Genomic DNA, 20,881 nt, shown 5'->3' with positions numbered 1-20,881 from the left:
TTTAAATATCTGGAGGTTGGTATGTCAGATTTAAAAGACTCTTTATTTAGGAAGAAAAAGAACGCATGGCTGAATGCAGATAAGGGAATTATTTTCGATTTTGCTCAAGAATATAAAAAATTTCTACATATATGTAAAACTGAGAGAGAAACTGTAAAATTCGTAAGTGAGTACTTTCTTAAGCACAAAAGAGACAGAGAGTTTATTCTTGTAAACAGAAATAAAAGTGTGGCCTTGGTAAGGCTTTCAGAGGGTTTTGGTATGAGGATGGTTACAAGTCACATTGACACGCCAAGAATCGATCTAAAACAGAATCCACTTTTTGAGGATAGCGGTTTTGGCTTATTTCATACTCATTATTATGGTGGGATTAAAAAATATCAGTGGTTAAATATTCCGATTTCTTTGCACGGATTTTTAATAAAACCTGGTGGAGATATCGTAGAGATAAACATTGGCGAAGATGATGGCGATCCAGTTTTCGTAATACCAGACCTTTTGCCTCATCTTTCAAAAAAGGCTGTAGATGAGAAGCTGGTAAAAGAGGCATTCGATGCTAACAAGCTTAATCTAATATGTGGCTCTTTGCCTTATTCAGAGGAAGAAAAGGATCAGATTAAATTAAATATTTTAAATTACTTGCATGAAAAATACAAAATCGTTGAAGAGGATTTTATAAGTGCTGAGATTCAGGCGGTGCCTGCCCTTGAACCGCGCGACATAGGATTCGATAGAGGGTTGATAGGAGCCTATGGACAGGATGACAGGATATGCGCCTTTACTTCTTTGAAGGCATTTTTCGATATTGACGCATCTGACAAAACTCAGGTAGTCTTGATGGTGGACAAGGAAGAAATTGGATCCGAGGGAAATACATCTGCACAATCAAGCTTTATATATGAGATAGCTGTAGAAATATTGAAAAGAAAGGGAATGGATCCTACATTTATAAATATTTTAAACTTTTTCAAAAACTCGCAGTGCCTATCAGCTGACGTTAGCGCAGCGGTCAACCCAATGTATAAAGACGTTCATGAAGCTGATAACGCAGCATTTATAAATAACGGTATAGTTATTACAAAATTTACAGGACATGGTGGAAAATATAGTTCCAATGACGCAAACACTGAGTTTGTTGCCAAAATCAGAGATATTTTTAATAAGGACAAAGTACTTTGGCAGATTGCAGAGCTTGGCAAGGTAGATGAGGGCGGAGGCGGCACTATTGCGAAGTATATTTCAAAGCACAATATTGAAACCCTTGATTGTGGGCCTGCTTTGATCTCTATGCATTCGCCTTTTGAGATATCGTCAAAAGCTGATCTGTATGAAACTTATAAGGCATACAAGTCTTTTATGACTATGAAATAATTTTTAAATTTTAAAACTTGATGCCTGGATAAAGTATTTATCAAATATCTCTTTTACAGATGTTGTTAGGTTTTTGTAATATTCAACTATATCGGTCGTGTCCTTATACTTTATCATTTTTTTTATGATTGATAATTCGCTTTCAGATAAAAGGATGTTGTTTGAATTTCCATTTACGAATTTCAGGGCAAAGATCATCTTGTTGTAAAAGATGAACGCATCTTTTAGTATGCTGTGCTCTTTTGGCGACCATGGTGCGAAATTATCCATATTTTTAAGAATTAGCCAGGGATCTGACAGCCTTAGAGGCTTATAATCTTTTGCCAGAGGCAGTCTATAGACCTGTAATAAGAAATCAATATCCATTAGACTGCCTGGTCCCAGTTTTATATCCATTTTTGGATCTAAGTTTTTATCTGTTCTCTCATTTATTACTCTATTTCTTATTTTCAATAGATCTTCCAACTCTTCTTTAGAAAACGGTTTGTAACAAAATTCTCTTGTTAACATAATCAAAGATTTTGCGAGATTAAAGTTTCCACAAATAAATTTTAATTTTGAATAGGCAATTCTTTCCCAGGGCTCCAAATATTTTTCATAATAAAATTTATAAGCCGATAGGCTTCTTATTACCTCTCCATTGTCTCCTTCTGGTCTGAGTCTGGGATCGAAGTAGAGAGGGAAGCTTGTGTTTTCGTGAGTATTTAGGAAGCTTATAACAGCTTTTTGAGCATTTTTGTGTAAAGTATAGGGATCTGCGTCTGAGTCCTGGTCTGAGTGAACGAACAATATATCCAAATCAGAGGTTATGGTCAATCTGCCAGTTGCGAAATTTCCAAGAGCCAGAAGGGCAATTTTGTCCTTGTAGTTTTCGGGAACATTTTGGGAAAAACAGTGTTCACATAGCTTTTGGCCAAGGTATGAAATCTCTTTTTGAACCCAGGTTTCATTTCTCATATTTGTTAGGTAACTTTGGGAAAAATTTAAAACCTCTCTAAAGATTGAACTGCTAATATTTTTCTTGTTGAATATGATTTCTCTATCTTTTATGCTCTCGAAGTCAGATTCTTTCGTTTCTATCAGATAGTCAAGATACTCTGGCTCATTTATAATTTTGCTCAATAGATATGGGCTAAAATTTGAGAAAGAAAGAATTAGGTTTTTCAGATATTTATTGTCCATAAAAACTTGAAAGAAGGTATCTTTTCCTTTCATATTCGAAAGAAACAGAGAAAGATTTTTTAAGGTGTAGTCTGGGTGATTTGTTTTGCATATTTCTATTAGCAAGTCTTCGAGCTGATAGGACAATGACTCTTGAAATTTTGTGCTGCCTAATTTTAATAACAGTAAATATTTAGAAGATTCTTTTATGTCTGAAAAGGTGTTTAAGCCTTTTGAAATCTCGTCGTTAAAATCTATTAGTAACTTTTCAACGTCTTCCAAACCATCTTCGTCTAATTCGATTATTTGAGAGATGCCTTTGTTTAATTTTTTTCTTTTAATCCAGGAATATTTATTAAAATATTTATCAAATACGCTTCTTATATTTTTTTTATGCTCTTTTATGCTCTCTATAAGGTCTCTTTCAGAATATAAATTCATAAGCTTGCTAATTATATTGTTTTGCTCGCAATCCTTGCTGAGCTCGTGAGAAATTTGATTGTTGTATATCATTAGAAGATGCTCAATCCTTCTTAGAAAGATATAGCCATTATAGAGTTTATAAAATTCGTCTTCTGATATAAAACTAAATTTCAATATTTTTTCTAAAACTTTAATTGTGTTTACTTCTTGTAATTCTGGGTATATATGACCATAAAGAGTCTGAAACAGCTGGCACAAGAATTCAACGTCTCTAATACCTCCTGCTGATCTTTTTAATTCTGAGGAGTCATCTAAGATTTGGCTTTCTATTCTTTCTTTTATTTGTATTATCTGATCTATTCTATTTTCCAATGGGAAATTTGGATATATTATTTTATTTAGAGATTTTAAGATTTCTTTGCCCAGACTAATGTCTCCTGCAACAGGTCTAAACTTTATCAATGATTGCCACTCCCAGGGATCTGCCCATTTTTTCCAATATTCGATTGAGGCATTTTCTTTTGGCAGCAGCGCTCCATCTGGTCCTTCTGGCCTAAGATTCATGTCCACGTGGAAGAAAAAGCCATCCTGGGTAAAATCTGAGAGAACCTTTATATAAAATCTTGCCAATTTATTTAGCAATTTAACCTCTTCGTACTCTATACCCTGAGATGAAACGAAGACAAGATCTACGTCAGAGCAGTAATTTATCTCCCTGCCGCCAAGCTTCCCTCCAGAAAAAACGGTGAAAAGGGACATTTTCTTATCAAGCTTTTCTTCAAGATGACTGTGACATACATTTAAAATCTCTCTCAAAAGTGCCTCATACAGGGCGCTTAGCTGTAGGGTGGAATTCTTTAGGTCTAAGCTCCCCTGAATCTCTCTGGTCGCAATTCTAAGATGTTCTCTTAGCTTTAACCTCTTAAGAGCATTTATCTTGTTTTCAAAACCTTTAAATATTTCAGTAGTTCTTTTAGCCTCAAGGATATAACTTTCTAAGTCCAGATTTAGCTCAAAATTTACCGAGCTAAGCAAGTCCATATAGTTTGGATGCTGCAAAAGTATTTTGGTAAGATAAATGCTAGAAGACAGTATCGTAAAAAGTCTGTATGCGAAAAGGGGTCTTTTTACCAGGTCGCTGCATAGAAAATATGGGGATGGTGAGTGATCGAGTATCCTTAAAAAATTATTTTTGGTAAACTCAATATCGGTAATTTTAAGATTGTGTTTTTCGATAATCGAAGAGAAGAAAGCTTCTGGGTTAATATTGAGGTTGGCTGATTTTAAGTTCATTTAATGGGGTTATGTTTGATATTTTTTCAAAATAAACGTTTACCTTATCAAATCTAAAGTAATATTCTATTTTCTTCTTTAAAAGATTTATGTCAAATGTGTCGTATATAAAAATTCTTTTTGGCTTATCTGTGATGCTGCTTGTCGGTAAGAGACTGAGAGCCTCAAAAGAAATCTTTGTACAGGGGTCTAAAATTGTTATTTTGCTTGAAAATATCTTAGATGCCACATTGTTAATCTCATCTTTTATTATAGGATAGTGTGTACAGCCCAATAATATGCCTACTGGTTCGTGCAGGTTTATATTTATTTGAAGATACTTTTTTATAAGATCTTTTATTTCTAAGGACGGATCTTTTAATTCTATAGCGTCGACAAGCTGTGGACAGGCTACTGGATATATGTCGTAGTCAGATGCAGCAAGCGCTCTCTCAAAGGTCTGGCTCTCTATTGTGGCCTTTGTGGCAAGGAGTATAAGGTTTTTGTGATGAAAGGTTTCTTTTATGAAGCTTACCGTAGGCTCTATGGTGCCTATTATAGGGGTGCTGGTGTCTTGTTTTAATTTATTTAAAACTGTGGATGATGACGTGTTACAAGCGCTGATAATTAAATCGCAGCCCTTACTCTCCAGAAAGGAAATAATATTTTTTACTATATATTCGAGCTGTTCTGTATCTTTGTTCCCATAAGGTACATTTATGGTGTCAGCGACATAGAATATGTCGTCTATTAGCGGCGAATTGCTATTTATAATAGAGTTTAAGATGTTTACTCCACCCAACCCCGAGTCAAAAATACCTATTTTCAAGATAAAACCTCCACATAATTTTAAAGCAATGTAAATACTATTTTATCATTTTTTATGAAGATAGTAGTGTTTTTTATATAACTTTAAATGGGGTTATTTAAATTTAAAAGCTTTTATTTGAATAAATTTTCCAAAAATGTTCTCTGTTTCCCTTTTGTTTTTTGCTTTCATACATTGCTATATCAATAAATCTCAAGATATCATCGGGAGTAGCAGAATCATCCTTTTGATATAGATATACCCCAATACTGGCACCAACCTTGGCAGTAATATTTTCTGTCATCTTAATAGGCGAGCTAATAGCTTCATCAATTTTTGTAAAAATCCTTTCTAAATGCTTTGGATTTTTAATAGATTCTAATAGAATTACAAACTCATCACCACCCAGTCTGGCGACAAAATCAACCCTTCTTAGTCTGTTTGTTAAACGCTGAGCTATAGTTTTTAAAACTATATCGCCTATATTGTGACCATAAGTATCGTTTATGGGCTTAAAATCGTCCAGATCTATCATGCAAACTGCCAGGATATGATCATGCCTTTTGACACGTTCTATTGCCTTTGCAAGTTCTAAACTTAAATAACGTCTATTTGGTAGTTTTGTAAGATTATCGTGAAGTGCCTGGAAATAAAGTTTTTCTTTTAGTAAATATAGGTTTGTAGTATCTATTGCACTCCAGATAATTGCCCTTTCATTATTTGGAAGTTCGATCAAGGAACTTGTAGCCTCGATCCAAATAGTTGAACCATCTTTCCTTTTAAAATTTTGTTCTATAGTTATTTCTTCGTTCGGTTTTCTAAAGAGTTTCTTGATAAGTTTCCTACACTTTTCAATTGATTTGTCATCTTTATGGATAAGGTTTATGTTTTTGTTTATAAGTTCTTCTTTGGTATATAGAAGCATTTTGCAAATAGTTGGATTAGCATCAATTATAGTAAAGTTTTTATCTATAATTAACATACCTGCCGCATTTTTTTCAAATAGAATTTTATAATAGGCAAGTGAGTGCTTTAAGCTTTCTTGGGCCTCTTTTAATTGTTTTTCTGCTATCTTTTGTTCTGTTACATCCCTTGCTGCTCCAAGTATTGCAGTTATTTCTCCTTTTTCGTTTTTTCTTGGAACTTTTATAACATCAAGGTGTAGATACTTTCCTGCTACGTTTCCGTATTCTTCGAATCTACCTCGCTTTTTAGTAGCAAGTACTACTGAATCAGAGTCCATACACAATTCTCCAAAGGTATGAAAGTTTGGATCATCTGGTTTTTGGGCTCTTATTCTTTGGGCAAAATACAGGTCAGTTTTGCCTACAGGCTCGTTTGTATTTTTTGCATGTAAGAGTTTATTACATATTGCTTTATTTGCGAGTAGATATCTTTTTTGAGAATCTTTTAGCCATACCATATCTGGCACAAGATCTATGACTTCTCTTAAAAAATTTTTTTCTTCTTTTAGCCCTTTCTCTTTTTCTTTGGAGTGAGTTAAGTTTATTAGATAAATCAAGTACATATTGTTTTTGTCTAATGATATCCAGTTCAATTGCCAGTATTCATCCTTAAAATATAATTCTTTAAGCAAATATTTTTTTGAATTAAGTTCTATATTGGATAGGCAAAAGTAGCATTGCATGGTTGGTAAAACTTTCCCTTCTTCAAAAAACTCCCTTTGAACTTTAGGAAGGAAGTTAGCATTCCATAATTCATACCAGCAATGTCCGCCTATTTTTGAACCAAATAAATCAAAAGCGCTCTTATTTTGCAAAATAATTTTATGATTTTTATCTATAAGTAAAATGGGTATGTCTAAGTTATCAATTATATTTTTAAGAGTATCAAATTTATTTTCTAAAGGTATATTATTATTTTCTTGCATTTTCTCCTTACTAATATAAAAAAAATGAAATAAAAGCTTCAAAATCTTACATATAATCTTATTAAACAAATTGGACTTAGATTAAATATTTTTTTTATTTTTGTCAAGCACATTGTGTTAGCGTGTGTTAACGGACACTGATTTTGTCAACAAATAAACTTATTAGCTCCTTGATTTGATTGGAATAAAATGATATTATCCTTATTACTTTAATGAAAGTTAAACTAATTTTATTCTTAAATTTTTTTGGGTGGGTTTTGGTGAACTTATATATTAAAATAAAAGGATTTGTAATAACTAAGGTGGTATTATGACTAAAGAAGAGAAATTTTACAGGGCTTTACAGGATGTTTTTATCGGTGCCAGGATTGAAGGCACTGGCGGTTTTGTTAATTTGATGAGCATAAAATCAAATTACTACAGAAAAATCGAACAATTACTGAAAGAAGATATAGAAAAAGCATTAGAAAGATATTCCTCATTCAAGAATGAACTTTTTGATAAGCTCTACTCCTTTTTCAGCCGCTATTTTACAGAAAGTGGCTCAATCTATTTCAACTCAACGCCATTTCATAACAACATCTACGAAAAGGTTTACACTGATAACAAAGATGTCATCCTCTTTTGGAAAACGCAGATGCTCTACTATGTAAAGACCGACCGTATTTTCAGAAGTTTAGAGATAGAATCCGATGGTTTTAAATTTTATTTTGATGTTTCAAGTTTAGAGCATAAAAAAGCCAATGAAAAACGCTCGTTGATTTTTGAATTAGATAAAGTTAAAGAAGACAGAACAATTGTCTTTGACGTTCAATACTCCGAGAGGGGCACAAAAACAAAACAAGACGAGATATTAAAAGCCATAAAGAGAAAAGGCTTGAGCATTACGGAAGAACAATTGGAACGCGCTTTTAGAGTTTTTGAAAAACAAAGCGAGGTTGATTTCTTCATTAACAAAAATGCCAAAGCATTTTTACAAGAGCAATTTAAGCTTTGGAGTTATCAGTATTTCTGGGAGGGGGCGAAAGAGTGGGGCGCGGACAGGGTCAATCAACTGCAAATCCTCAAAGACATTGCTTTCAAAATAATTGATTTTATCTCCCAGTTTGAAGACGAGTTAGTAAAAATCTGGAATAAGCCAAAGTTTGTTAAAAATTCAAATTATGTAATTACGCTGGACAAAATAACTCCCGCTATCATTGAAAAGATTATCAAACATAAGAATTTTGGCGAACAGGTGAAAGAGTGGGAAGAGCTGGGGATAATTCAAAATGCAAAAATCAAAAGTCAAAATGACAATTCAAAATTCAAAATTGATTTATTTGAAGATACTTTAGAAGGCAAGCAGATTAAAAAAGAATACGAGCATTTACCCATTGATACAAAGTATTTCAAGGATTTAGAACTTGAGATTTTAGACCAGTTTGATGATTTAGACAAATCTCTGGACGGCTGGCTAATAAAAAGCGAGAACTATCAGGCATTAAATACCATTCTGCCGAAATTTAAAGAAAAAGTGCAGACGATTTATATTGATCCACCGTTTAATTTGGATTCTTCCGATCAGTTTTTATATCGCACAAATTACAAAGATGCCAACTGGGCAACATTACTTGAAAACCGATTACGCCTTGCCAAAAAATGGCTGAATGAAAAAGGAAGCATTTTTGTAAGATGCGATTACAATGGAAACTGGATTGTAAGACCGATAATGGATAACATATTCGATAATAATTATAAAAACGAAATCATTTTGAGTAAATCGGCCAAGTTAACCGAAAAAATAAACAAGTATCATAGTGCGCACGATTCTTTATTCTTCTATACAAAATCAGATATTTATGATTTTGAACCAGCAACAAGGAAAAGAGAAGAACCAAAATGGAGAGGCATGCATTTACCCGGTATTCGATGGTCGACTATCCCGAATGAATATGTAAAATTGTTTTCAAAAGAAAATGTAAAAGAGAAGAATGGAAAGTTTGTTACGAGAGCAAGAATAATTTTAGGCAAAGAATTATTGCCACCAGAGGGTAGACATTGGGCATTAAGTCAAGAATCAATATTTGAGTTAGAAAAAGAAGGAAAAATTAAGTTGAATGAGAAAGGAGAACCACAAACCGAAGAAGCAGAAACTCAAAAATTAACTGATAATTGGACCGATTGGGTTGGTTACTCTTCAATATGGGGGTTTACTACTGAAAATAACGAAAAAGTTATTGAAAGAGTAATTAGGACTTCTTCCCTTAGAGAAGCTGATTTAATCCTTGACTTCTTCCTTGGCTCTGGCACAACCACCGCAGTGGCGCATAAACTTAAAAGAAAGTGGATTGGCGTGGAGATGGGAGAGCATTTTTACAGCGTGATTTTGCCAAGGATGAAAAAGGTTTTGGCTTATGATAAATCAGGAATTTCAAAAGAAGTAAAAGAATATCAAGGTGGTGGATTTTTCAAATACTACGAACTTGAGCAATACGAGGAAGCCCTGGCAAACTGCAAATACGAAGATGGTGACTTGTTTATAAGACCAAGTGCATCGCCTTATCAGGAATATGTTTTTATGAAAGACGAAAAAATGCTCAAAGCTTTGGAGATTGATTATGATAACAACAAAGTCAAAGTGGATCTATCAAAACTCTATCCGAATCCCTCGGCTCCGCTCGGGACAAGCATAGACATTGCTGAAACTTTATCAAATCGTACCGGAAAATGGATTAAGAAAATCAGCGATGGAAAGGTAGAATTTGAAGACGGAACAAAAATCAATACCAAAAATTTGGATTATAAACTCATTAAGCCATTAATTTGGTGGGAGTGATGGAAGAATCCCAAACTATTGAATTCAAGTCATCTTGGCGGGATGAGTATTTGAAGTGTATTTGTGCTTTTGCAAATACTGAATGTAACGACAAAGAAAAAAGCGAAAGGTAGTCAAATGAGGAAAGAATGCAATGAGTAAGTTACATCTCCAAAACATCGTAGATGATATTTCTTTTGAAAACTTGCCGGTAAAGTGGCAAGGATTTGATTTTGTGCGGTTTTCAAAAGATAAAGCGCTCTTTGATTTTCAGCAAAATGCGTTAAAAAACGCCCTAAAAGCCTTGCATTTATTTTTTAAGGACAGGAATGCTGATAAAAAGGAGTTGTTTGATCATTACAAGCTTAATGGTTTGGAAGAAGATTTTGATTACGACTTAAAGAAAAAGCAGGATAGTAAAACTGCAAAATATCTTTTGGAATATCCTGAAGATTATCCGATAATTAAGAATAAGATATCATATGCCTACTTTATCAACAGAATGAGTTTCTGGATGGCGACAGGTTCGGGCAAAACGCTGATTATAGTGAAATTGATTGAACTTTTGGGCAAACTGATTGCCGAAAAAGAATTGCCGACGCGGGATATTCTCTTTTTAACGCACCGTGATGACCTTTTGGACCAATTTAAAAATCATGTTGATGAGTTTAACAATTTTAACTTTGAAACGAAGATAAATCTTAAAAGTTTGCGAGATTATGAGAGTGTAAAACGCGAAAACGCTTTACCGTTTGGGAAAAACGAGATTACTGTTTTCTATTATCGTTCTGATTTGATCTCTGACGAACATAAGGAAAAAATTGTCAATTTCAAAAATTATGACAATAGCGGTAAATGGTATATTCTTCTGGACGAAGCTCATAAAGGAGACAAAGAAGATAGCAAACGGCAGATCTTATATTCTATCCTCTCAAGGAACGGATTTTTATTTAATTTTTCAGCTACATTTACCGATCCAAGGGACTTTGCGACCTGTGCGTTTAATTTTAATCTTTCAAGGTTCGTTGAAGAAGGGTATGGTAAGCATATTTATGTGTCTCAATCAAATATTAGTGCATTTAAAAGTAAAGATGATTTTTCCCTAATTGAGAAGCAAAAAATCGTTTTAAAAACTCTTTTGCTATTAACTTATATCGATAAGTATTTTGAAGAAATAAGGAAAGTTGATAACTCATTGTATCATTGCCCGCTACTTTTGACGCTGGTTAATTCTGTGAATGTGGAAGAAGCTGATCTAGAATTATTTTTCAGGGAACTGGAAAGAGTTGCGAGAAACGAAATTAGAGCCGATTTACTTAAAATAGCAAAAGAGGAACTTGTCCAAGAATTTCGCGACAACACTAAATTTGTATTTGAGGAGTTGGAGTGCACTATCAACGCTGACTTGGCTTCAAAATTGGATTACGAGGATATTTTGAAATATGCTTTGAACGCTAAAACTCCGGGTAGTATTGAAGTTTTGAAAATTCCAGGCAACAGAAATGAATTGATTTTTAAACTTAGGACAGCCGAAAAGCCGTTTGCGTTAATTAAAATCGGCGATATCTCCGGCTGGCTAAAGGACAAACTTGAAGGATATGAAATAAACGAAAGTTTTGAGAACGAAAGTTATTTCAGGCGAATCAATAGCGATGATTCCGATATAAACATTTTAATGGGCTCCCGCTCTTTTTACGAGGGCTGGGATTCTAATAGACCCAATCTACTTCTATTTGTTAACATCGGAGTTGGAAGCGATGCTAAAAAATTCGTTTTGCAATCAGTGGGCAGGGGCGTAAGAATAGAACCGCAGAAAAACAAAAGAAAAAGACTCCAAAATTTGTACAATGCAAATGAAGTAGACAAGCAATTATTTGAGAAAGCCAAAAATCTGATTTTGCCGATTGAAAGCTTGTTTGTTTTCGGGACTAACGCGGAAAACTTGAAGGAAATAATTGCAACCCTAAAAGCGGAAAAACAGGACAAGAGTTTGGGCGAAGCGTTTATTTTAAATCCCGAAGCGCAAAAACATCTTCTTTTGGTGCCGGTTTACAAAAACTCTGAAAGGATTTTTGCCGAAGAAAAAGACCCGCAAAAATATCCTATCAGCCGCGAAGATTTTGATATAACCTCGAAGTTTTATGGATTTTTAGGTGATAAAATCGCTTTAGCCAAATATGATTGTGAAGCGAAGATCTTAAAGAAAACAGAAGAAAGTTTTGCAAAAAAGAATCGATACTATGACTTTAACGAAAGCAACTCTCTCTTTGAGCCAGAGTTAATTCTGGGTCGAATTTTTGATTATTTCAGTGTTAAAAGCAAAGAGTTTGATAAATTTAAGGAATTAAAAAATGAAATTGTACATTTCAAGCATGTTAGATTTAGCGATGGCGAAAAATATCAAAAAATACTGGAAGCAATTGGGAAGGTGAAGAATTATCCTCAGAAGGTGGCTAAAGAAAAGGGAATTGATGAAGAGTTTGAAAGAACAAAGGATAAAGAAAAGTATAAAAAGGCAATAAAACAATTAGAATTGGATTTTCAGCCAGAAATTAAGTGTGACAGATTAAAGATCAAGTATTTGGCTAACCATTACTACCTTCCGATGATAGTTTCAGAAACCGAAAAAATTGATTATCTCAACCATATTATCAATGTTGATAGCGAGGTAAGATTTATTGAGCAACTGGAAGAATATCTTGCCAAACCAAACAATATATTTGTTCAATTTGACTGGTGGATGTTTTCAAAACTTGATCAAACGCTGGATGATGTAACAATTCCTTATTACAATCCAAAAGAAAATAAAATGGCAAACTTTAAGCCGGACTTTATTTTTTGGATGCAAAAAGATAAGCGATACCTGATTTTGTTTGTTGATCCCAAAGGGACAAATTTTGCTGATTACCAACACAAAGTAGATGGGTACAGAAAGATTTTTGAAAACAAAGTTTTTTTATATAACGAATTTAATATTTCTACTAAACTACTTCTTTATACTAATGATATTGCTAAAGTGGGAGAAAATTATAAAAGATATTGGTTTGATAATTTTGACGATTTTGAAGACAAAATTAAGTTAATTTTATGATTAATATTGTTATGGCTTTGCAAATGAGAAAAATAACTATCAGAGAGAAAATTCTCACTAATTTGGTGGAGGCGGTGGGAATCGAACCCACGTCCACAAAGTAATGCAAAAACCGTCTACGAGTGTAGTCCAAAGTTTTAAATTTCATCCTCTTGACCCGCCTTGGACACGGTTCTTGAAGACTAAGACCTGTTTATTAGAAGAAAAGTCCAGGTCAAGCTTCTCTTCTTCCCCTCTAAACTAAAATTGTGTGTCGAAGGGGAGCACACAAAGTGTTACATCTACTCCGAAGAGTAGACTAAGCTGCTAAAGCTAAACTGTTATTATTGGCAGTTAATTTTTTGGCGTTTTTTTACGAGGCCAACGCCACCTCGACTCGCAAGCTTTTACATAAAACTCTATGTCGAAACCTTTCGCCCCCGTTCATTTACGATAATATTATAGATCAAATATGCAAAAAAGTATATGCTATAAATTGCTTTATCGAGGAATTAATGTAATTATTTGAAAATTTGTCACTGTTTTACTGTTGAAATTATCTCATTGCAATGTTGGCACATTTTTATAACGCTTTTGAAAGTAAGATGCTATTTGGCAGTCTGATTATGATATTATTATATTTAGTGCTCTTTTATTTTCAGTTTTCGAAAGGAGAAATTAATATAAAATGTATGTAGAAAACAATATTAATATGTTTGAAGAGTTTAAAAAATGGGCAGTGGTTGGCGCAAGTCCTAAAAAAGAAAAGTATGGGTATAAAGTTTTTAAAACTCTTGTCGGAAGAGGGTTTACTGTGTATCCTGTGCACGTGGCAGCAAAGGAGATTGACGGTTTTAAGGTGTATCCGAATATAAACTCTTTACCAGAGATACCAGAGGCAGTGGTATTGATAATTCCTCCAGAAAAAACACTGTCGGTGCTAAATGATATGGTTAAACTAAATATTCACAACGTATGGTTTCAGCCTGGCTCAGAGTCTGAAGAGGCTGTTGAGTTTTGCAAAAAAAATGACATAAATTTTGTATCAAAGGCCTGTCTAATGATGGACGTTTCACCGGAAAGCTTCAGGTTTGAAATCTAAGATTATAGATTGCCTGATCTTTTTCATAGAGAGGATCCCAGATAGCTGGGATAGCGCTTTTTCATCTATTTGTGGTAATATTTTGTTTTTTTTGCTGCCGAGGACAAGGGAGTTGATTCTCAAAAATCTCTCTATAGTTTTTCCTGATTGGTCAGATGAAAAAAAACACGAGGTAGCAGTAAAAAATTTATCGCATTATATTCTAAACCTCATTGAGTTAGTAAAAGCGCGAAATAAGGATATTAAAGAAATAATGAAAAATGTAGAAGTAGTTGGATTGGAAAACTTTTCACAGGTACGTAAAGAGAAAAAGTCTTTTATTGTCGCCTCTGCCCATTTGGGCAATTGGGAGCTTTTAGCTACAATGTCTATAGGTGTCGGAATTCCTATAGCAGTTATTGTAAAAGAACAGGTTAGAGATATCATTGACAAATTATTTTCTTTTCTTAGACTGACCAAAGGAATAGTGCTGGTAGAAAAAGAAAATTCTCTGAGAGAGGGATTAAAAATAATTAAAACGGATAAGTTATTTGCTCTCTTGTCAGATCAAGATGCTGGGAAAAATGGAGTTTTCGTGGATTTTTTTGGGATAAAATCTTCTACATATCCTGGAGCTGCGTTCTTTGCATATAAAGGAAATGTAAATCTTTACACTGCCTTTACTTTTAGAAAAGAAAGAAATAAACACTGCCTAATCATCGAGCCAGAAATAAAAATTGATAGATCTTTGCCTAGGGATGAGTGGATTTTACTTGCTATGACTGAGGTGGCCAAGAGAACTGAAAGGATGATAAGGCTTTATCCTGAGCAATGGCTTTGGTGTCAGAAGAGATTTAAGACTTTACCTACTAAGGAGGTAAACAAAGAACTTTATGGCTAATAGACCTGGAAAAAAGAACCCCTGGTTAATCTTGCCCGGTGAGGGTGTAGGAGATATAAGGCTGGGTATGAATCCTGATGAAGTTAATAAAATTTTGGATACAGAGCCAACAAGCAGCAAGGATTTTGAACTTGACCGTAGGTTTTTTAAAATTGAAGGATTTGAGCACGCAAATTTGGAGATGTATTACGAAAGTATTGCTGATAATTGGGTTTTAAATATGGTAAACGTATATGTTTTTCCAGTTATGTTCTTGAGCAAATTTTATGTGACAAAAGAGGGTATTTGTTTAGGGGACCATATTGAGAGGGCTTTAAATGTTTTTGGTACACCAAATATATCTGATAGTCATCCAGACAGTTCCCCAATTGCAGAGGTCTATGCAAGGTATGATAAACAGGGCATTGCATTTTCTACTGATGATGCGCTAATAGTTCACGTTGGAATTTATAAATCCTCTGAACTAACTTAAAAATATCGACAAATAAAGCTTGTTTTTAATCAAATTTTAATATTTGTTGGTATAATTAAGTAAAGTTTGGTATTGGTGGGTATTGTATATTAAGTATAAAATATTTTTCTTGATTATTTTAATTTTTACAGTTTCTTCTTTTTCTTCAATTAGTTATTCGGAAGGAAGGGAAGGCTCTAAGGCTCTTGTTTTAATATTGACTGATTTTTATGGTCCAAAAGATAATTTTCTAAAAGAAGTTAAAAGTGCAGTTAAAGAAGATAGCTTTTTTAGTAATTTTGGGGAAGTTAAATTCGTAGATCCAAGGGAGGCAAAGATGCATGTGGCTGTAAATAAGGATCTAAAGGTGGATGAGTTTAGCAAAAAAGCTCTCCTTGATAGGTCACATGGTCCTTTAGATGAAAGTGTCGCAAAGGATATAATGGATAAATACAATTCTGACAAGCTTTATGTGTTTTCTTTTTTTGATACAAACCCTGTAAGCCCTATGGGCTGGAGACCAGTGGATCCTTTGAGATATGTTTATCTAATGACAGATAGATTGAAAAGACTGACACAAGGATGGGTAGAAGTCGATGCATGGTTTGAAGTCTACAACAAAGACGGAAAGTTAATCTATCCCTCAGATGAAAGGCAGCTTCCATCAAAACAAGATTTACAGGGAACAATATTGTCATTTAACGATCTATATGACGGAGAGACTGGTCAGAGAGTTTGGCCGAAATGGCCTGATGCAAAAGCTTTTAAGATATACTTTAATGTCGATCAGGGTTCGGAAATAAATACCCTTATAAAAGAGTTTACCCTTCAATGAGATATCTTAATATAATTCTTTTCTTGTTATGTTTCTTGTTATCCAGTCTCGGCGTTTCTAATGCGCAAGATCTGTCAACTGTTCAAAATGTATTTTTTAAATCTTCCCCTGATGCGGTAGCGGTCTTTGTCCAGATTCAGGGCGAGCCTAAATTTAGCTATTTTAGGCTGGAAGATGGAAGAATAGTATTAAACATAGAGCAGTCTAAAATTCTTAAAAAGGGTGCTATTATGCCCTCATCAAATACAGTAACCAACATTCATTTTGCCCAAAATACTCCTGATATGGTGAGAGTGGTTGTCGGGAGCGATGTTAAGGCAAGTTTTAATGTTTCAAAGATTGATGGCGGCATACTTATAAGCGTGGGAAGCACCACTCCTTTAATAAACCTGGCAAACGGAATAACCAATGAGGTTCCAAAAGTGGTTCCTTACAATTATATTCCTGAGAAAAATCAACTTGCAAGCAATCAAAATTCTCAAGGAAACTCTAATCTAGTGCCAAACAATTCTAATCCTGAAACATCTCAGCTTAAGAGTACCCAAAGTAATCAAGTAAATTCAAATCTTTATCCGCCGTTAAAAAACGCCAAGCTTATTGTGATCGATCCTGGGCATGGCGGCTCGGATCCTGGATGTGTGGCGAATGGAGTTCAGGAAAAGATCGCTACATTGGGAGTCGCTCTTCATTTGAAGCCCATATTGGAAAAGATGGGGTTCAAGGTCATAATGACCAGAGATACTGATAGAGATGTGTGGGGTAGACCAAACATGCCAGGTTATGATGCTGATGAGTCTGAGCTTCAGGCAAGAGTAAATATAGCAAACGAGAATGGGGCAGCTCTTTTTTTGAGCATTCACTTCAACGCTTGTGCTGACCCATCTGTTCATGGTACACAAGTTTATTACTATAGTCCACAGAGCTATAGATACGCAAGTATAATGACTAATGACATCGCAAAGGTGAACCCAGTTTACACAGATAGGCCAATTAGAAGGCCGTTTTGGGTTATAAAATATACAACAATGCCCGCGATATTGATTGAAACTGATTTCATTACCAACCCATCGGTAGCTTCTCAAGTATATAATTCAGAGTACCAAGAGAAAATGGCCCAGGCGATTGCCCAGGGAATTTATGATTCTTATAAGGAGATTTATCAATGAGAAATATACTTATCTTAGTTTTTATAGTTGGTTTATTCTTTTTAGCTGGTTGCAATGAAAATCAAAATAATAATACGCAGCAGAATACAAATAGTTCCACAAACGCTTCACAACAATCTACGGCTACTGTCAATCACAGTCAAAGATATGAGGCAATGATATATTGGGAGCAACAAGGAAAGATTGTCCCTGTCAGAAAACAGGTTGGAACGATTTCTGAGCTGGTGAATTCACTGTTTAGAGGTCCTTCAGAGGAAGAAAGCAAGAGCGGATATTTTACCGAATTGCCAAAGGTAAGTCCCAACAAAGTTATCTTGGAAGACGATAAGGTTTTGCTCGATTTGCCAGCTACTTTTTATGAGGCAAGAGGCTCATTTAGGGTTAGCAACATACTGAAGCAAATCGTATATACCTGCGAGAGCTTTCCTGGGGTAAAAAAGGTTGTGTTTTTAAAGGATGGCAATCCAATTTCAGTATTCCCAGGAGAGGGATTTGTGTTGGCACCTTATGTGGATAAAAATTCTATTAAGGGTCAAAATGGTTGATAGTCTGAATTAATTTTTGAGATTATATACATATTTCTTCCATTTGCTTTTGATTTATACATATTGTTATCCGCGGTTTTAAATAAGATATTTTCCAGCTTGTTTGTTTCTTTGTTGTATTCACCAGAAAAATAAGCTATACCTATGCTAATGCCTATCTTTGCCTTTGCATCGTTTATGACAAAAGGTTCGCATATTTTCTCTATTATTCTTGACGCAATCAATTCAAGGTCATTTTCAGAATTAAATGATTCTACTATCAAAGTAAATTCATCTCCGCCAAGCCTTACCAAAACATCCTGTGTTCTTGTGAGAGATTTAATTCTTTTAGCGACAATTTTTAGCAATTCATCCCCTGCATCGTGACCAAATGTATCGTTTATAGCCTTAAATTTGTCCAGATCCATCTCAAAAATAGCAATATTTAGGACTTTTTTGTTTTTGTTTAATATCTTTGTAATACATTCTTTTAAGAAAGATCTGTTATATAGACCAGTTAACTGGTCGTGATACGCAAGATATTTTATGCTCTTTTTTATTCTTTCCTGTTCAATTTCAAGGTTTGTAATTTCTAACTTATTTGAAATATTTTTTGAGATTTCTTCTAAGAGCAATATTGTTTCTCTATCAAAGATTTTCTTATTGCTCCATAAAGTGAGAGTACATATGTAGCTATTATTAATTTTTAGAGGTATAAATATAGCTGAACATATTTTGGTAGATTTATCATAACTTCTAAGAATATTAAAATTTTTATCATTTTTTATTTTTTCTATCAAATAGAACTCTTTATTTTTAATACTTTTATAAAAGTGAATAATTTCTTGATTGCTGCTATCTAAAATTGAAAAAGTTGAAAAACTGATCTTTAAAGTCTTCATCTTTAGTTTGAATGGACTTAACCTTTATCTTGTTTCTCTCCTGAAATAAGAAGGCACAAACCTCAATTTCTTCAATTTTAGTTAATATGTTGCAGATTTTTTGCGTTATGTCATATAAATAAGTCCTTTCAATCAATATTGAGTTAATCTCTCTAATAGACTCGCTAAAACTAAGCCTTATCTGCTGCCTGGCAAGAAAATTTGAAAGATTGTAAGAAAAAGCAATAAAAGTTAAAGTAAATAAAATAAATCCTAATAATATAAATAAGATAAATGGTATGGTCAGTTTTATAAACCTGCCTATCAAACTTTTCGTATAAGATGTTACTATTATGGTCTTTCCTCTTTCATACATTGGGAAAATTGAAGAAATAGTATTTTTTCCAAAAAACAGGTTGTCTGTGTAGGGATTTTTCAAATTGGTTTCTGGAATGTATGGACTTTTAACTGTTGAGCTCAATATATTTCTGTCTGGATCAATAAAAGAAATTTCATAGTTTTTGAAGTTTGCCTGAAGACTTCTTTTTAAAAATTCTACTATTGATAGACGTCCTATTATCAACTTTCCACTATTTGATAATTTTGTAGTCGTGGAAAATTCCTCCTCATCTTTTAAGAAGACGTCTCCGTAGCAAGGATATGTGCTGTTCAGATGGCAGACAGAGGAAGATTTTATGAGATCTGAATTTAATTCAGGAGAGGTAGATATTGTGTTGCCATTTTTATCGATAAACAGTATATATTTTATTTCTTTGGTCATTCTAAGAGTTTTGTCCATATATGACATTATCTCTGAATTTGTTTTTGATTCATTGATATTTTCAGAAAGCTCGCATAGTGCAAGGTTCGTATAGTTTAGATAATTGTGTATTAAAGAGTATGATTGATAAGTTAGGCGTCTTATTTCCGACTTTTCATATGACATAAAATTGCTGAAAGCAGTTTTTGTTAAAGAGGATATTATTGTTATTGATATTATCACCAATATTAGATATGTAATGACAAAATATTTTAAAATATTTGATCTATTTTGTCTTCTTTCAGTCCCCTTAATTTTATTGAAAGAAAAATTTAAGAATTCCATAATACTCATTTTAAATAATTCTCATCATAATTGTCAAATTCTAATAATTTTCTCATTAAACCTATGAATTGGTAGGATTTCAGTAGTTTCAATTTAAGATTTTTAAAATTTAAGAAAATAAAGAAATACTTTAGTTATAGATTTTAAATTTTTGGTGTTAAAATTTAACCTATGAGTAATCTATTTGCTAATTTTTTGTTTTTTATTTTAATAATTATATGGTCATACACGGCAATTGTTACCAAGGTGGCTTTGCAGTATATCGACCCATTTGAGCTTTCTTTGTTAAGAACTCTTATCGGTACTTTGTTTTTATTTTTGATCGCAGTTGCACTAAAAAAACTTACAATTCCAAAAAATCTATGGTTAGTTATGGTTTTAGGTTTTTTGCAAAACTCTTTATTGATGATCTTTTACAATATAGCTCTTGTACGGGGTGGAGCTGGCAAAGTGGTTTTGTTAATCTATTCTATGCCATTCTGGACCATCTTTTTTTCTGTAATGTTTTTCAAAGAAAAACTATCTTTGCTGCAGAAGATTTCTTTTGTCTTAGCTCTTTCTGGACTGATTTTTATTCTAAGACCATGGTCTTCTAATTCTGATCTTTTAAGCTATATTGTGGCAATATTGGGTGGTCTCTCGTGGGCTGCTGCAAATATCGTTGCAATTTTCATTTGGAGAAGGGGAGAGAAAATCGACGGCATAACTCTTTCGTTCTGGCAAATGCTGTTTGGCTTCCTGGGGGTTTTCGTTTTTATGTTTTTTGTAAAGGTATCAAGGCCAATGGACGTTAACCCAACCCTCATCTTTGCTTTGTTTTTTATAGGCGTTTTGGCAACCGGGTTTGCATGGTTTTTATGGCTTTATCTTTTGAAAAATATCTCTCCTTCAGTGGTGGGCTTAACTTCATTGCTTGTGCCAATCTTTTCAATTTTTGAGGCCTGGTATCATCTGGGAGAGGTGCCTGAGAAATACGAGATTATTGGAATTTTTCTTATATTGACAGCACTTCTGTTGATTTATTTAAACTCTGTGATGAAAATTAAGCGAGATAAGACTCATCAAGATGTTTGATGGTTTTTCCCCACTCTTCAATGTTTTTGAAAAAATGATATAACGTTGAAATCAAAATTGAATTTGTATA

The 20,881-nt window shown here is 33.7% G+C and carries 15 protein-coding genes, 1 other RNA gene and 1 pseudogene; 11 read left to right on the top strand and 6 right to left on the bottom strand.

Features of this window, described 5'->3' with window-relative positions; translation table 11 throughout:
* Nucleotides 1-21 precede the first annotated feature (21 nt).
* A complete protein-coding gene (locus V4762_RS04010) occupies nucleotides 22-1,371 on the top strand; it encodes an aminopeptidase (RefSeq protein ID WP_347314492.1) in 1,350 nt (449 codons plus the stop codon).
* A 3-nt stretch (nucleotides 1,372-1,374) separates the two neighbouring features.
* Here V4762_RS04010 and V4762_RS04005 read toward each other — a convergent pair whose 3' ends face one another.
* The 3 genes from V4762_RS04005 to V4762_RS03995 form a co-directional block, all read right to left on the bottom strand.
* Entirely contained in the window at nucleotides 1,375-4,248 is a 2,874-nt protein-coding gene (locus tag V4762_RS04005) for a [protein-PII] uridylyltransferase family protein (RefSeq protein ID WP_347314491.1), read from the bottom strand.
* Nucleotides 4,217-5,056 (bottom strand): glutamate racemase, encoded by an 840-nt coding sequence (murI, locus tag V4762_RS04000; RefSeq protein WP_347314490.1) that lies wholly within the window; start codon nucleotides 5,054-5,056, stop codon nucleotides 4,217-4,219. The genes V4762_RS04005 and murI overlap by 32 nt, the downstream gene beginning before the upstream one ends.
* 103 nt (nucleotides 5,057-5,159) lie before the next feature.
* A complete protein-coding gene (locus tag V4762_RS03995) occupies nucleotides 5,160-6,926 on the bottom strand; it encodes a diguanylate cyclase domain-containing protein (protein ID WP_347314489.1) in 1,767 nt (588 codons plus the stop codon).
* A 310-nt stretch (nucleotides 6,927-7,236) separates the two neighbouring features.
* Between V4762_RS03995 and V4762_RS03990 the strand changes: the two genes are divergently transcribed.
* The 3 genes and pseudogenes from V4762_RS03990 (at nucleotide 7,237) to V4762_RS03980 (ending at nucleotide 12,814) form a co-directional block, all read left to right on the top strand.
* Nucleotides 7,237-9,744 (top strand): site-specific DNA-methyltransferase, encoded by a 2,508-nt coding sequence (locus tag V4762_RS03990; RefSeq protein ID WP_347314488.1) that lies wholly within the window; start codon nucleotides 7,237-7,239, stop codon nucleotides 9,742-9,744.
* Nucleotides 9,744-9,827, top strand: a pseudogene (locus V4762_RS03985) (AlbA family DNA-binding domain-containing protein); the annotation flags it as partial. The gene V4762_RS03990 and the pseudogene V4762_RS03985, both read left to right, overlap by 1 nt.
* Nucleotides 9,828-9,877: 50 nt before the next feature.
* Nucleotides 9,878-12,814, top strand: coding sequence for a DEAD/DEAH box helicase family protein (locus V4762_RS03980; RefSeq protein WP_347314487.1), 2,937 nt, complete (start codon nucleotides 9,878-9,880; stop codon nucleotides 12,812-12,814).
* Between the two features lie 63 nt (nucleotides 12,815-12,877).
* On the opposite strand, the gene ssrA is transcribed toward V4762_RS03980, so the two are convergent.
* Nucleotides 12,878-13,235, bottom strand: a transfer-messenger RNA (tmRNA) gene (ssrA, locus tag V4762_RS03975).
* A gap of 246 nt (nucleotides 13,236-13,481) precedes the next feature.
* Between ssrA and V4762_RS03970 the strand changes: the two genes are divergently transcribed.
* From V4762_RS03970 to V4762_RS03945, 6 genes are all read left to right on the top strand, one after another.
* A complete protein-coding gene (locus V4762_RS03970; protein WP_347314486.1) occupies nucleotides 13,482-13,895 on the top strand; it encodes a CoA-binding protein in 414 nt (137 codons plus the stop codon).
* Nucleotides 13,885-14,775, top strand: a complete 891-nt coding sequence (locus V4762_RS03965; RefSeq protein ID WP_347314485.1) for a lysophospholipid acyltransferase family protein — start codon at nucleotides 13,885-13,887, stop codon at nucleotides 14,773-14,775. The genes V4762_RS03970 and V4762_RS03965 overlap by 11 nt, the downstream gene beginning before the upstream one ends.
* Nucleotides 14,768-15,247 carry a hypothetical protein gene (locus V4762_RS03960; protein ID WP_347314484.1) on the top strand — a complete coding sequence of 160 codons (480 nt, stop codon included), beginning with the start codon at nucleotides 14,768-14,770 and terminating at the stop codon, nucleotides 15,245-15,247. Before V4762_RS03965 ends, V4762_RS03960 begins: the two co-directional genes overlap by 8 nt.
* Before the next feature lie 82 nt (nucleotides 15,248-15,329).
* Nucleotides 15,330-16,061: a hypothetical protein gene (locus V4762_RS03955; RefSeq protein ID WP_347314483.1), complete on the top strand. Its 732-nt coding sequence runs from the start codon at nucleotides 15,330-15,332 to the stop codon at nucleotides 16,059-16,061.
* The gene (locus V4762_RS03950) at nucleotides 16,058-17,227 is read left to right on the top strand and encodes an N-acetylmuramoyl-L-alanine amidase (protein ID WP_347314482.1); all 1,170 of its coding nucleotides are present in this window, start codon (nucleotides 16,058-16,060) and stop codon (nucleotides 17,225-17,227) included. The genes V4762_RS03955 and V4762_RS03950 overlap by 4 nt, the downstream gene beginning before the upstream one ends.
* Nucleotides 17,224-17,772: a GerMN domain-containing protein gene (locus V4762_RS03945; protein WP_347314481.1), complete on the top strand. Its 549-nt coding sequence runs from the start codon at nucleotides 17,224-17,226 to the stop codon at nucleotides 17,770-17,772. The genes V4762_RS03950 and V4762_RS03945 overlap by 4 nt, the downstream gene beginning before the upstream one ends.
* Here V4762_RS03945 and V4762_RS03940 read toward each other — a convergent pair.
* The gene (locus V4762_RS03940) at nucleotides 17,760-18,551 is read right to left on the bottom strand and encodes a GGDEF domain-containing protein (RefSeq protein ID WP_347314480.1); all 792 of its coding nucleotides are present in this window, start codon (nucleotides 18,549-18,551) and stop codon (nucleotides 17,760-17,762) included. The two genes, V4762_RS03945 and V4762_RS03940, sit on opposite strands and share 13 nt — an antisense overlap.
* Before the next feature lie 55 nt (nucleotides 18,552-18,606).
* Nucleotides 18,607-19,746, bottom strand: a complete 1,140-nt coding sequence (locus V4762_RS03935; protein ID WP_347314479.1) for a hypothetical protein — start codon at nucleotides 19,744-19,746, stop codon at nucleotides 18,607-18,609.
* A gap of 162 nt (nucleotides 19,747-19,908) precedes the next feature.
* Here V4762_RS03935 and V4762_RS03930 point away from each other — a divergent pair, with 162 nt between their 5' ends.
* Nucleotides 19,909-20,811, top strand: coding sequence for a DMT family transporter (locus V4762_RS03930; protein WP_347314478.1), 903 nt, complete (start codon nucleotides 19,909-19,911; stop codon nucleotides 20,809-20,811).
* The last annotated feature ends 70 nt before the right edge of the window (nucleotides 20,812-20,881 follow it).

The organism is Thermodesulfobium sp. 4217-1 (genome assembly GCF_039822205.1).
Taxonomy (GTDB): Bacteria; Thermodesulfobiota; Thermodesulfobiia; order Thermodesulfobiales; family Thermodesulfobiaceae; genus Thermodesulfobium.
The sequence above is the reverse complement of the archived record's forward strand: the minus strand, read 5'-3'. Positions and strand labels throughout refer to the sequence as shown.

Excerpts from the sequence above, each read along its gene's own strand:
- V4762_RS04005 (WP_347314491.1), bottom strand. The coding sequence starts at position 4,248 with ATGAACTTAAAATCAGCCAACCTCAATATTAACCCAGAAGCTTTCTTC.
- V4762_RS03995 (WP_347314489.1), bottom strand. The coding sequence starts at position 6,926 with ATGCAAGAAAATAATAATATACCTTTAGAAAATAAATTTGATACTCTT.
- V4762_RS03970 (WP_347314486.1), top strand. The coding sequence starts at position 13,482 with ATGTATGTAGAAAACAATATTAATATGTTTGAAGAGTTTAAAAAATGG.
- V4762_RS03960 (WP_347314484.1), top strand. The coding sequence starts at position 14,768 with ATGGCTAATAGACCTGGAAAAAAGAACCCCTGGTTAATCTTGCCCGGT.
- V4762_RS03935 (WP_347314479.1), bottom strand. The coding sequence starts at position 19,746 with ATGAGTATTATGGAATTCTTAAATTTTTCTTTCAATAAAATTAAGGGG.
- V4762_RS03945 (WP_347314481.1), top strand. The coding sequence starts at position 17,224 with ATGAGAAATATACTTATCTTAGTTTTTATAGTTGGTTTATTCTTTTTA.
- V4762_RS03950 (WP_347314482.1), top strand. The coding sequence starts at position 16,058 with ATGAGATATCTTAATATAATTCTTTTCTTGTTATGTTTCTTGTTATCC.
- V4762_RS03930 (WP_347314478.1), top strand. The coding sequence starts at position 19,909 with ATGAGTAATCTATTTGCTAATTTTTTGTTTTTTATTTTAATAATTATA.
- V4762_RS04010 (WP_347314492.1), top strand. The coding sequence starts at position 22 with ATGTCAGATTTAAAAGACTCTTTATTTAGGAAGAAAAAGAACGCATGG.
- V4762_RS03980 (WP_347314487.1), top strand. The coding sequence starts at position 9,878 with ATGAGTAAGTTACATCTCCAAAACATCGTAGATGATATTTCTTTTGAA.
- V4762_RS03990 (WP_347314488.1), top strand. The coding sequence starts at position 7,237 with ATGACTAAAGAAGAGAAATTTTACAGGGCTTTACAGGATGTTTTTATC.